This window comes from Streptomyces sp. NPDC048361, assembly GCF_040651795.1.
Taxonomy (GTDB): Bacteria; Actinomycetota; Actinomycetes; order Streptomycetales; family Streptomycetaceae; genus Streptomyces.
The window spans coordinates 18,472-30,396 of record NZ_JBEZKW010000053.1 but is presented as its reverse complement, the minus strand read 5'-3'; the positions used below and the strand labels follow the sequence as shown (position 1 = coordinate 30,396).

Genomic DNA, 11,925 nt, shown 5'->3' with positions numbered 1-11,925 from the left:
CCCCCACCCGAGCCCGGGGTGGACCGGGCGCGGGCGAACCGGCCGGAGGCGGACCAGGCGGGAGGCGGGCGCCGGGCCGGAGCCGGAGCCGGACCAGAGCCGGGCCCGGCCGGCCGGGCTCACCCGTGGTGGGACCGCACCCGCCGCCGGTGCTCCTGCATCGCCGCCACGTACACATCCGCCGTCGCCGACGCAGCCGTACCCCAGCCGAAGGACTGCGCGTGCCGCGCGGCCGCCCCGCCCATGCGCTCCACAAGGGCGGGTTCCGCCACGAACCGCTGGAGCGCGGTCGCGTAGTCCCCGGGGTCGTGGCCCTGCACGAGGAACCCGGTCGAGCCGTCCCGTACCGCCACCGGAAGGCCGCCGACGGACGCCGCGACCACCGGCGTGCCGGCCGCCTGCGCCTCTATGGCGACCAGGCCGAACGACTCGCTGTAGGAGGGCATGACGAGTACGGACGCCGCCCGGAACCAGTCCGCGAGCCGGTCCTGGCCGACAGGCGGCTTGAACCGTACGACGTCGCAGATGCCGAGCTTGGCCGCGAGTTTCTGCAACCCCTCCGGCTTGGCGAGGCCGCTGCCGGACGGGCCGCCGACGACGGGCACGATCATGCGCGAGCGGAGCGAAGGGTCGCGGTCAAGGAGGTCGGCGGCCGCGCGCAGCAGGATGTCCGGGGCCTTGAGGGGCTGTATGCGGCCCGCGAAGAGCGGAATGAAGGCGTCCTGCGGCAGCCCGAGCCGGTCGCGCGCCGCCGCTCGGCCGTCCGCCGGGCAGAACCGGTCGAGGTTCACGCCGGGGTGGACGACGGCGACCTTGCCGGGGTCGGCTTCGTAGAAGCGGACGAGCTCGTCGGCTTCCTCGGCGGTGTTGGCAATGAGCCGGTCCGACGCGTTCACGATCTGCGTTTCGCCGATGACGCGTGCGGCCGGCTCGGGGGTGTCGCCCTCGGCGAGCGCCGCGTTCTTGACCTTGGCCATGGTGTGCATGGCGTGGACGAGCGGCACCCCCCAGCGCTGCGCGGCGAGCCAGCCGACGTGGCCGGAGAGCCAGTAATGGGAGTGGACCAGGTCGTAGTAGCCGGGCCGGTGGCGCGCCCAGGCTGTCATCACGCCGTGCGTGAAGGCGCAGAGCTGGGCGGGCAGCTCCTCCTTGGCGAGGCCCTCGTACGGGCCCGCGTCGATGTGGCGGACCAGCACACCGGGCGACATCTCGACGGTCGGCGCGAGCCCGCCCGTGGTGGCCCGCGTGAAGATCTCGACCTCGATGTTGATCGCGGCGAGGCGCTTGGCGAGCTCGACGATGTAGACGTTCATGCCGCCCGCGTCGCCGGTGCCGGGCTGGTGCAGCGGAGAGGTGTGGACGCTGAGCATGGCGACCCGGCGCGGCTTGCGGTGTCCCCCGGGCAGCCGGAGCCGGGGCGGACCCGCCAGGGTGCCGGTGAACCGGGACACGTACTGGCTCACGTCGGGGCCCTCCTCGGCTCGGGGCACTGCCTCAGGACTCGCTCGGTGCACTGCTCAGGACTTGATCGGTGCACTGCGGGGAACGCGGAGTAGGCATGCGGGCACGCCCCTCCACTGCCCCGAACACCGGAATCCGTCCATTCATTTCCACTTTGCCAAAAACTTGCCGGACACGCCGGGCGACCACTCCACCGAACGGCGCCGCCCCCTTCATGACGCGGGGCGAACCCGCACAGTCCCGTCCATACGGCAGGGCCGGACCTCCGGCCCGAGCCAGGCCCCAGCCAGGCCCCAGCGACACCCGAGCCCGGCCCGGGCGGCGCCTACCCTCGTCCCATGGCTCCACCCGCCCCACCCGCCAAGCGCCCCGTCGGCACCGTCACGCGCGGCACCACCAACCCGAACCGGCTGCGCCGCATGGACCGCTGGATCGCCGACGCGCACGGGGCGGCGCTGCGCCGTGCGGACGCCCCGCTCGCCGTCGACCTCGGGTACGGGGCCGCTCCCTGGACCGCCGTGGAGCTGCTCCAGCGTCTGCGCACCGCCGCACCGGCCGTCTCGGTGGTCGGCATCGAGATCGAGCCCGCCCGGGTCGCCGCCGCCAAGCCGTACGAGCGCGACGGCCTCACCTTCCGCCACGGCGGCTTCGAGGTGCCGCTGGCCGAGCCCCCGACGCTGATCCGCGCGGCGAACGTGCTGCGCCAGTACGACGAGGCCGAGGTAGCGGCCGTCTGGGCCCGCCTCTGTGCGCGACTCGCGCCCGGTGGGCTGCTCGTGGAGGGCACCTGCGACGAGATCGGGCGCCGCCACGTATGGGTCGCGCTCGGCCCCGACGGCCCGCGCACGGTGACCTTCGCGACCCGGCTCGGCTCCCTCGAACGCCCCTCCGACCTCGCGGAGCGGCTGCCGAAGGCGCTGATCCACCGCAATGTGCCGGGCGAGCCGGTGCACGCGTTCCTGCGCGACTTCGACCGGGCGTGGGCGGCTTCCGCCCCGTACGCCTCGCTCGGCGCGCGGCAGCGCTGGATCGCTTCCGTACGCGCTCTGTGCACCGACTGGCCGGTCACGGACGGCGTACGGCGCTGGCGCCAGGGCGAAGTCACGGTGAACTGGGCGGCGCTCGCGCCTCGTTGAGGGACGACTGGAACGGGCGCTGCGCGCCCGCCGTGCCCCTTGTCGACGTCGTCCAACGAGTGAACTCCCGTGGCCGGCGGAACGCGTGGCGTCCGTGGTTCGTCAGACGGGACGGGTCGGACGGAGGAACGCGAAAGGGGGCGTGCCCCGTCCGGCGCCCCGGTGCCTCTGTCGTTTTGGCGGGGCGCGTGGCAGCATCGCGGACATCGGTGTGATGTTACTGACGGTAAATCACATCTGGAGTTCCCGGTGTTCCGGTATGGGTCGGGTGTTGGCTGGAGGGGGAGTTCTCAGTGCCGAAGAAGCGCCGCTTGGCGGCCGCGATCACCTTGGTGTGCGCCTTGACCGCGTGGGCCGCGCCGGGCACGGCGTTCGCCGAGCCGGCCCCGGCGCCGTCCCCGTCGGGCCCGTCTGCCCCCCAGACCGGTGGCCCCAGGACCCTGGAGGAGGTGAGCCGGCAGATAGACGACCTGTACCGGCAGGCAGCCGTGGCCACCGACGCGTACAACCTCGCCGAGGAGCAGACCAAGGCGCAGTCCGAGCAGATCGTGAAGCTGGCCCAGGAGATGGTGAAGGGCCGGGAGAAGATCAAGCGCCTGAAGGACCAGGCGGGTGCCACGGCGCGGATGCAGTACCGCAACGGTGGCCTTCCGCCCGGCGCGCAGTTGATGCTCAGCGGCGACCCCGACGGCTTCCTCAACGGCGCCGACCTGCTGCGTCAGGGCCAGCAGGCCACCCAGGGCCTGCTCGGCGAACTGAACAGAACCCAGGCCGACTTGACGGCCTACAGCAAGGACGCCACCGCCCAGTGGAAGAACCTGGAGGCCAACCGGGTCAAGAAGGAAGCCGCGAAGAAGGACATCAACGACAAGATCGCGGCAGCCGAGAAGATCCAGGCCGACCTGAAGGAGCAGGAGCGTCAGCGCCTGGCCGAGCTTGAGCGCAAGAAGGAGTTCGACGCGCAGACGGCCTGGCTGAGCACGGGCGTCCTGAAGGCCATCAGCACCTCCGCGAGCGAGCAGGGAAAGAAGGCGGTGAAGTTCGCCACCGACCAGATCGGCAAGCGGTACGTGTGGGGCGCGGCCGGCCCCGACACCTTCGACTGCTCGGGGCTCACCTCCCAGGCGTGGATCGCGGCCGGGCGCGGGATACCGCGTACCTCGCAGGAGCAGTGGGCGCAGCTGCCGCACGTAGCGGTCAAGGACATGCGCCCCGGCGACCTCATCATCTACTTCGCCGACGCCACCCACGTCGGCATGTACATCGGTGACGGCGCGATCGTGCACTCCCCCCGCCCCGGCCGGACCGTGACGATCACCGGAGCGGGCTCCATGCCGATACTCGGCGTCGTACGGCCGGACAAGCCCTAGACGCACGAGGGGCCGCACGGGCACGCGGCTACCGGCGGTACCGGGCACGGCGCAACTTCCTGGGGCCCCGACAAATCGGGCATGTGGCATATGCCAACCGGCTGCCAGTGATGAACGACCCATCGCCATTCCGCCGCACCGGTGGATGACGCTAGGGTCCCGGCTGGTGGGGCGCCGACCGGCGTCCCTCCGCGCCCTCGGGGGGAGGGAAGGAATCCGGAACCGACGATGCCCGCATCCCAGCACGTACCCGTACCGCACCAGCGAGCCGCCCCGGAGGCCCAGACGGGCAGCGCCGACAGCCCGCTCAACCTGCTGGTCATCGAGGACGACCCGGCGGGCACCTTCACCGTGCACGAGCTCCTCGACGAGGCCGGCACCCGGGTCCGTATCCGCACCGCCCGCAATCTCACCGAGGCCGAGCGGCTGCTCACCGACGACATCCACTGCATACTCCTGGACCTCGCGCTGCCCGGCCGCGACCCCGACGACGAGCTGGCGGCCCTGCGTCACCTGCTCCACCTGGCCCCGCGCCACGCCGTGCTCGCCCTCACCCCGTCCACGCACGCGGAACGCGCCGCGGAGGCGGTCCGGGTCGGCGCGCAGGACTACCTCTTCCGGGACGAGCTGGACGGCAGGCTGCTGAGCCGCGCCATCCGGTACGCGGTGGAGCGCAAGCGCGCGGACATGGCCCAGTACAAGCTGGCCGAGTCGCGGCTGCGTGCGCAGGAGAACGCGCGGCTGGAGCGGGGGCTCCTGCCGACCCCGCTGCTCGACGGCTCGGACCTGCTCTTCGCGGCCCGCTACCGCCCCGGCCGCTCCCGCGCGCTGCTCGGCGGCGACTTCTACGACACGGTGCGTACGCCCGACGGAACCGTCCACGCGATGATCGGCGACGTCTGCGGCCACGGCCCGGACGAGGCGGCACTCGGGGTCGAACTCCGCATCGCCTGGCGGGCGTTGACGCTCGCGGGGCTCTGCGGAGACGAGCTGCTCTCCACCCTTCAGGAGGTCCTGGAGCACGAGCGCGACAGTGAGGAGATATTCGCCACGCTGTGCACGGTCGACATCGCGCCGGACGGCCGCAGGGCCGGCCTGTGCCTGGCCGGCCACCCCTCGCCGCTGATCGCCCTGAACGGCCGGGCCCAGCTCCTCCCGTACGAGAACAGCGGCCCCGCCCTCGGCCTGCTGCCCCGCGCGCGCTGGCCGCGCCGCCAGGTCGAACTGGGCCGGGAATGGGGCCTGTTGATGTACACCGACGGCTTGATCGAGGGCCGCACGGGCGAGGGCAGCGGCCAGCGCCTCGGGCAGGACGGCATGCTGGAGATGATCAACAGCCAGCTGGCGTCCGGGCTGCGCGGCGACGCACTCCTCGAAGCAGCGGTCACCCGCGCCCGCGACCTCAACGGCGGCGAGCTGACGGACGACGTGGCGGTCCTCCTCCTGGAGCGCAAGCGCCCCGAGGACCGACGGCCCTGAGGACCGCAGAACGCGGTCGCCCCGGCGGCCGGTCAGCGACGGTCAGCACGGCCAGTCAGCGAGGCCGGTCAGCGGCGGTCCGGGCGGCCGGTCAACGTGGCCGGCCAGCAGCTGTCTTCGCGGCGGGCCGGCCGGCGCGGCCGGTCAGCAGCGGTCAGCGCGACCGGTCAGCAGTCGATCGGCGAGGCCGGTCCGGACCTCGGAGGAGACACAGCGGCCAGCGGTGGGGGCCCGGCCTCAAGAACCCCGGACTCAGCGACCGCCGTTGTACGGGCCGTACGGACCGTCGCTGCTGGAGCCGCCGCCGCGACGGCCACCCCGGCCGCCGCCGGAGACTTGCCGCAGCGCGGGGCGTACGTCGACCATGAAGACGATCGAGGCGACGAGCCCGGCGAGCTGCAGGAAGAGCATGGGCACGAACAGGTTCACCACGACGGTGACGCCGAGGATGATCAGCCACAGGGGCTTGGTCTGCTTGCCGGCCGCGCGATAGGCGTCCTCGCGGGCCAGGGCGGCGAAGACCAGCGCCACCACGGCGATGACGAGCATCGCGAGATAGAGCAGCGATGTGAGAAGGCTGAATCCCGTGAGCAACATGCCGTGCACCGCCTAGTGAGTCCTGCGTGATAACCATCGGGTCATGGGTGTGAAGTGGGCGTGAAGAGCGCCTCGCGGCCAAGGTACTAGGACAACGAGGCGGGCACCGGGAAGGTGCCCGCCCCATGTTCCTGCCCAGGACTGTGCCCGGAATCCGCGCCGGTCAGCCGGCCGGGCTTCGCTACTCCGCGGACTTGGGCGCGGTCTTCTTCGCCGTGGCCTTGCGCGGGGCGGCCTTCTTGGCGGACGCGTCCGCCGTACCGGCCGTGCCACCGACACCCGCCCCACCGGTCCCGCCGGTCCCGACGGTCTCGGTGTTGGCCGGGGTCACGTCCTTGACCAGGGGCTCGCGTGTCGCGGCCGGGGTCTCGCTCGTGGGCTCGACGGCGCCGGCGATCTCGACGATCTCGTCGGCGGCCTCGCCGCGCCACTGCTTGACGACTTCCTGGCCGTGCTCGGCCACGGAGTCGTAGCCCTCGCGCGCCTTGACGGCGTACTCGGCGAGGACGCCGACGCCGCGCAGCGCGAGATCCTGGGCGTTCTCGCCCAGCTTCTTGAAGTCGCCGTCGAGAGCGCCGAACAGGTCGGTGGCGCGGGTCGTGACGGCGGCCTGGACCTCCTTGACGCGGGCAGCGGCCTTCTCCTGCACGACCTTGGGGTCGGTGCGGCGTACGGCGTCGATGCGCTCGGGCGCCTCGGACTGGATCTTCTCGATCAGGGCCGGAACCTTCTTGGCCTGCTGCCCTGCGAGGTCCGCCGTCCCGGCGAGGAAGTAGAGGGGGGTGGGGTCGGTGAGGGTCTTGCGCAGGTCATCGGTGATGGCCATGTCTGTCCTCCCGGATCAGTGCTCAGTTGCTCGCTTGAGGGTGGTCGGCATCGCTGCCGTCGGCGGCAGCGTCGGTGTCCGTACCGGCGTCGAGCCCGTTCTCCTTGCGGAAGGACTCGTAGATCTGGAGCAGTACCTGCTTCTGACGCTCGTTGAGCGAGGGGTCGGCGAGGATGACGCTCCGCGTCTCCGCGGCCTCGGGCGACCTCTCGTCGAGAATCCCGGCCTGCACGTACAGCGTCTCGGCGGAGATCCGCAGCGCCTTCGCGAGCTGCTGCAGAATGTCCGCGCTCGGCTTGCGCAGCCCACGCTCGATCTGACTCAGATACGGATTGGACACCCCGGCGGCATCGGCGAGCTGCCGCAGCGACAGCTGCGCGGTGCGCCGCTGCTCGCGCAGGTACTCGCCGAGATTGCCGACGTTGAGCGATGCCATACCCCGAGAGTGCACCATCCGCGCTAACTTTTGCAAGCAGACGCTTGCAAAAGTGTGCCACGTCTCCGTTGGGTCGTACACGCGCCCCGCGCCCCTCCCCCGTGCGGCGGACCGCACCGTCCCCCGTCCCGACGCCCGCCGCGCCGCGCCTCACCACGATGGGACGCATGCAGAAGACCGACGCGCTGCCCGACGTTCCGCGCTGGGCCGTCCTCACCGCCCACGCCGTGCCCCTCGTCGCTCTGCCCTCCGGCCTGTGGCGGATCGCCCAGATCGCCGGGGCGCCGGTGGCCGACCAGTCGGGGCGCGACGGCCGCGAGATGGTCCTCGCCCTGTCGCTCGCCCTGGTGTCCGAGGCGCTCGCCCTGCTGACGCTCGGCCTGGTACGGCCGTGGGGCGAGATCGCACCCCGGCGCCTGCCGTTCATCGGCGGGCGCCCGGTGCGTACGCTCGCGGCGGTGATACCGGCGCTGCTCGGGGCGGCGCTGCTCGGCGCGGTCTCCGTCTGGTTCGCCTGGACCCAGGCCGCGGACCTGGTCGAGCGGGTCACGCGGACACCCGCGCAGCACGCACTCCTTGTGGCCTGTTACGCCCCGCTGCTGGCCTGGCCTCCCCTCCTGGCAGCGACCGCCCTCGCGTACCACCGGCGGCGCAGAACGACCGAGGACCGCACACCCACGGCGGCCGCCACGTCAGGATGATGCGTACGGACCCTCGGTCGCCTTCCGGCGCTGCATCCCGGTCAGTCTCCGGACGAAGCCGATCGCCAGCAGCGCCGCGGCGACGCCCAGCACGTCGGCGAGGATCGTGATGTCGTAGGCGCGCTGCAGGGATTCCGTGGTCTCGGCGTTCCTGTGTGCGGCCCAGCCCAACCTGTCGATCACCAGGCTGCTCGTCCAGACTCCCCACCAGAGGGTGAGCGGGCGCCGGGAGAACGGTCGCACGGAGCCGTCGGGTGCGGTCTGGGCGCTGGCCGTCCAGATCTCACGGGCCACCTGGTACGGGATCCACAGGTTGCCGATCGGCACGAACCACCCGCCGATGGTCCAGCCCTTGCCGCGGGTGCACGCTTCGGGGGTGAACACCTCGGCGTTGCCGCGGACCCGGTGGAACCAGATGATGAAGACGGTCGCCGTGGCCAGCAGGGCCATCATCTGCATGGCGCCGGAGAGCGAGTAGAGGGTGTCGGCGTACCGGATGTCGGCTCGGGTGTGGGAGACCAGATCACCGGTCACGCCGTGCAGGACGAACCCGGTGTAGACGGCGAAGAGGTAGACGACGGCGGTCACCGCGAGCAGCACGGTGACGGCGATGGCCAGTCCCTCGGGCGAGCGCAGAGCGATGCTGCGTGGTGGCATGGTGGCGGCAGGCTGATGCTGCATGGGCGAGATCCCCCCGGATCATGGCTGACGGACCCGCCGACGCGCGGGGCTTGGGCATTCAAGCCGTAACCCGTGGGCCGGTCAAAGGCATTGCACAGGGTCCGCCGGCTTCGCACCCGTAACCCGTGGGCCAGTCAAAGGCCAGGCATTGCACAGGGTCCGCGGGCTTCGCAAGGTCCGCGGGCTTCGCAGGCCGGCCGGCTTCGCAGGTTGCGCAGGTTGCGCAGGCATGCACGGGTCAGAACATGTCCGGACACCAGGGCCGGGCGCTCGTCCGGAAGAGGGTGTCCAGGTGGGTCGCCGCCCCCGCCCGCTCCTCCGTGGCGCGGCCGAGCGCCAGCAGCCTCGTCGCCGACTCGTCGCCCAGGTAGAGGGAGGCCAACTCCCTTACGTTCAGGGTCAGTTCGGCGGTACGTGTGGTCGGGGTGCAGGTCGCGCCCGTCGGGCCCGCCTCCAGGAGGTAGCGGCCCGCCGCCGGGCCCGCCGCGTCTTCGACCTCCAGGACGAGGGCGCCCTCGGTGGCGTACGTGCGTGCCTCAAGGGCCCGTACGACGTCGAGCAGCCGCAGCCACAGGAAGTCGGCGTGGGTCACGATCCTGGCCGCCCGCGGGTTCGGGAAGTAGTGCGGGAGCAGGTCGTCGGGGGCGCGGTAGCCGGTGCGTACCGTGCGGATCCAGTCGATGGCGCACAGGTAGTGCCACAGGGCGCGGTCCGCCTCGGGGGTCAGGCCGATGAGGCCCTTCACCGTCGCCGTGTTCTCGGGCAGCTTCGCGTCGCTCCACCGCTCGTCGGCCGTGTACGCGACGATGCCGGCTGGGCCGCCCGCGACCGTGCGGTACACCGCGAAGAAGGGCTCGGTCCAGGGGCCGTCGCGGCGGGAGGCGCCGGTGGCCAGGTCCCACCAGCGCCGGTCGCGGCTGATGGCGCCCGCCCGCGTTGGCCGGAACTGTTCGAACACCTCGGTGCCGAGCTTCGCGGCGTCGGCCGGACCGACCAGATCGACCCGCCCGCCGTCGGCCGGGCGCGACCCTTTCGGGTCGAGCCCGGTGCGGGCGGTGTCGATCTCCCATTCGGTGAGCCAGGTCGCGGGACCGTACCCGTACCGGCCGTAGATCGGGTACTCGGCGGCGACCAGCGTGGACGCCACATCGCCGCGCTCCCGGGCCCGGGCCAGCTCGGCCGCCATCATCCGGGTCAGCAGGCCGCGCCTGCGGTGCGTGGGCGCGACGGTGACGGAGCTGACCGCGCTCACGGGCAGCGCGGCGCCACCCGGCACGGTCAGCTCCTGCGCGAACGAGCGGAACGTGGCCACGCACCGGCCGTCGTCGAAGCCCGCCTGCACCCGGCCCAGGTCGCTGTTGGCCCGCAGGTCACGCGTGTACTGGTCGCTCACCACCGGCGGCCGCAGGAAACCCACCTGCACCGTCTTGTTCCAGTCGGCGAACTCGGCTTCGGTGACGGTACGGACCTCGATGTCGGGCGTGGCCGGGGTGCTCATGCCGGCCACGCTAGGCGGGCCACACTCAGAATGTCGCCCGAATTTCGCCGACCTCCGCGGCCCCGCCGAACAGCGGCGCCCGGCCGATCCGGTCGACCACGGGAGCGTCCACGCCCATCAGCCGCAGCGCTCGCGCCAGGATCGGGCCAAGCGAGCGGATCGCACCGTCGTCGACCTTGAAGGCGAGCGCGCGGCCGTCGGCCAGGGCCACCGCCTGCACGGCCTCGGCGCCCATCTTCGACAGGGTGCCCGGCACCTCGCGCATCAGCCAGGTGTCGGGCCTGCGCGTGCCGGCCACGTACTCGGGGTGGGCGCGCATCGCCTCGGCGACCCGGCCCTCGACCGAGCCGGGCTCCGCCGTCGCGAAGGTACGGAAGGCGCGGGCGAGCCCGGTCAGGCTGATCGCCATCAGGGGCGCCCCGCAGCCGTCGGTGCCGACCGAGGCGACCGGCTCGCCCGCCGCGACCTCCACGCTCTCGTGGACCAGGCGCTGCAACGGGTGCGCCGGGTCGAGGTAGCCGGCGAGGTCCCAGCCGTTCTGCTTGCAGGCCGCGAGCATCGCCGCGTGCTTGCCCGAACAGTTCATGGTGAGCCGCTCGCGGACATGGCCCGCGGCCAGGTACGTCTCGGCCTCGGCGGCGTCCAGCGGCAGATCGGGCGGGGTCTGGAGGTCGTCCGGGGTCAGCCCGTGCTCGGTGAGCATCTTGCGGACGAGATCGAGGTGGAAGCCCTCGCCGGAGTGGCTGGCCGCGGCGATGGCCAGGCGCTCACCGGACAGGTCGAGCCCCGCGCGCAGCACGGCGGCGGCCTGCATCGGCTTGTTGGACGAGCGGGGGAAGACGGGAGCGGCCGGGTCGCCGAGCGAGAACTCGACGCTGCCGTCGGCCGCCAGCACCACCAGCGAGCCCCGGTGATGGCCCTCGACGAATCCGGAACGGACGACTTCGGCGAGGGCCGGGGGTATCGGGGACGTCGAGGACACGGCGGTCATGGGGTGCGGCCTTCCGGACGGGTGACCTGCCCCGGAGGGATCGCTTCCGCTTGGGCGGGTCAGATGAGCAAATCGTCTACTTGTGCTTCCCCATCACGGTACCTGCGGGCGATCTCCGCGCTGCAATCGTCGGCGGTCCGCTGGACCTCCTTGCGGCGCCGCGAGACCTGCTGCTCGTAGCGGATCAGGCGTCCGGTCGCAGTGTGCAGCTCGTCGTCCGTACGGGCGTCCAGGTCGGAGAGCTCGACCTCGGCGTCCATCTCGGCGGCGAGGATCCGGTACTCCTCGTTGCGCGGCGCCGACAGCGTGACGTGGCGGGCCGAGGCCCGGTGCGAGGACGGCGCGTCGGTGAGGATCTCGGCGAGCCGCTCCACCACCGGCGCCTGCGGCCCGGTGCGCCGGGCCAGCTCGGCCCGCAGGATGTCGATCCGGCCGTGCAGGAGCCGCCGTACATAGCTGAGGTCGGCCTCGTCGCTCTGCGACTGCCGGCGCACCGCGCGCAGCTCCGCGAGCCGCAGCCCGGCCAGGTCGTGGCCGCGCTGCGGCGGCAGGGCGCCACCGGCCCACCGCGTGGCGGGTCGTAGGGCGGTACGCGGACTGGTCCGGGTCAGCGATACGGGACCGCGCGACTGCCCGGCGCCTGGTGCGTTCATGCGTCTTTCCGTCCCCTCGACCGGTGCATGGGGTCTCTCCCGGACCCGAAGGCCCCTGGGGGAAGCACCGCCTGTACGCATCGTGCCACCCCGGGT

12 protein-coding genes are annotated in these 11,925 nt (G+C 72.4%); 4 read left to right on the top strand and 8 right to left on the bottom strand.

Translation table 11 applies throughout. The features are described 5' to 3' along the window. Nucleotides 1–119 precede the first annotated feature (119 nt). Nucleotides 120–1,463: a D-inositol-3-phosphate glycosyltransferase gene (gene mshA, locus AB0D31_RS26375; protein ID WP_362727624.1), complete on the bottom strand. Its 1,344-nt coding sequence runs from the start codon at nt 1,461–1,463 to the stop codon at nt 120–122. A gap of 336 nt (nt 1,464–1,799) precedes the next feature. Between mshA and AB0D31_RS26370 the strand changes: the two genes are divergently transcribed. The 3 genes from AB0D31_RS26370 to AB0D31_RS26360 all read left to right on the top strand — a co-directional run bounded on the left by AB0D31_RS26370 (nt 1,800) and on the right by AB0D31_RS26360 (nt 5,446). After that, on the top strand, nt 1,800–2,597 hold the full coding sequence (locus AB0D31_RS26370; RefSeq protein ID WP_362727622.1) for a class I SAM-dependent methyltransferase: 798 nt from the start codon (nt 1,800–1,802) through the stop codon (nt 2,595–2,597). A gap of 293 nt (nt 2,598–2,890) precedes the next feature. Further along, entirely contained in the window at nt 2,891–3,967 is a 1,077-nt protein-coding gene (locus tag AB0D31_RS26365; RefSeq protein ID WP_362727620.1) for an NlpC/P60 family protein, read from the top strand. A 228-nt stretch (nt 3,968–4,195) separates the two neighbouring features. Beyond that, nucleotides 4,196–5,446, top strand: coding sequence for a SpoIIE family protein phosphatase (locus tag AB0D31_RS26360; RefSeq protein WP_362727618.1), 1,251 nt, complete (start codon nt 4,196–4,198; stop codon nt 5,444–5,446). Nucleotides 5,447–5,698: 252 nt separating this feature from the next. On the opposite strand, the gene AB0D31_RS26355 is transcribed toward AB0D31_RS26360, so the two are convergent. The 3 genes from AB0D31_RS26355 to AB0D31_RS26345 all read right to left on the bottom strand — a co-directional run bounded on the left by AB0D31_RS26355 (nt 5,699) and on the right by AB0D31_RS26345 (nt 7,305). Next, nucleotides 5,699–6,043, bottom strand: a complete 345-nt coding sequence (locus AB0D31_RS26355; protein ID WP_362727616.1) for a DUF2516 family protein — start codon at nt 6,041–6,043, stop codon at nt 5,699–5,701. Between the two features lie 181 nt (nt 6,044–6,224). Continuing rightward, complete coding sequence (locus tag AB0D31_RS26350; RefSeq protein ID WP_362727614.1) at nt 6,225–6,869, bottom strand: hypothetical protein; 645 nt, start codon at nt 6,867–6,869, stop codon at nt 6,225–6,227. A gap of 22 nt (nt 6,870–6,891) precedes the next feature. After that, nucleotides 6,892–7,305, bottom strand: coding sequence for a helix-turn-helix transcriptional regulator (locus AB0D31_RS26345; RefSeq protein WP_362727612.1), 414 nt, complete (start codon nt 7,303–7,305; stop codon nt 6,892–6,894). A 167-nt stretch (nt 7,306–7,472) separates the two neighbouring features. On the opposite strand from AB0D31_RS26345, the gene AB0D31_RS26340 reads away from it, so the two are divergent. Continuing rightward, the gene (locus AB0D31_RS26340; RefSeq protein ID WP_362727610.1) at nt 7,473–8,006 is read left to right on the top strand and encodes a hypothetical protein; all 534 of its coding nucleotides are present in this window, start codon (nt 7,473–7,475) and stop codon (nt 8,004–8,006) included. Here the strand turns inward: AB0D31_RS26340 and AB0D31_RS26335 are convergent. The 4 genes from AB0D31_RS26335 to AB0D31_RS26320 form a co-directional block, all read right to left on the bottom strand. Beyond that, nucleotides 7,998–8,687: a DUF4328 domain-containing protein gene (locus AB0D31_RS26335; protein WP_362727608.1), complete on the bottom strand. Its 690-nt coding sequence runs from the start codon at nt 8,685–8,687 to the stop codon at nt 7,998–8,000. The two genes, AB0D31_RS26340 and AB0D31_RS26335, sit on opposite strands and share 9 nt — an antisense overlap. 238 nt (nt 8,688–8,925) lie before the next feature. Next, nucleotides 8,926–10,185 (bottom strand): GNAT family N-acetyltransferase, encoded by a 1,260-nt coding sequence (locus tag AB0D31_RS26330; protein WP_362727606.1) that lies wholly within the window; start codon nt 10,183–10,185, stop codon nt 8,926–8,928. A 25-nt stretch (nt 10,186–10,210) separates the two neighbouring features. Then, the gene (locus AB0D31_RS26325) at nt 10,211–11,176 is read right to left on the bottom strand and encodes an asparaginase (protein ID WP_362727604.1); all 966 of its coding nucleotides are present in this window, start codon (nt 11,174–11,176) and stop codon (nt 10,211–10,213) included. A gap of 59 nt (nt 11,177–11,235) precedes the next feature. Then, nucleotides 11,236–11,829, bottom strand: coding sequence for an ABC transporter substrate-binding protein (locus AB0D31_RS26320; RefSeq protein WP_362727602.1), 594 nt, complete (start codon nt 11,827–11,829; stop codon nt 11,236–11,238). Between the last annotated feature and the right edge of the window lie 96 nt (nt 11,830–11,925).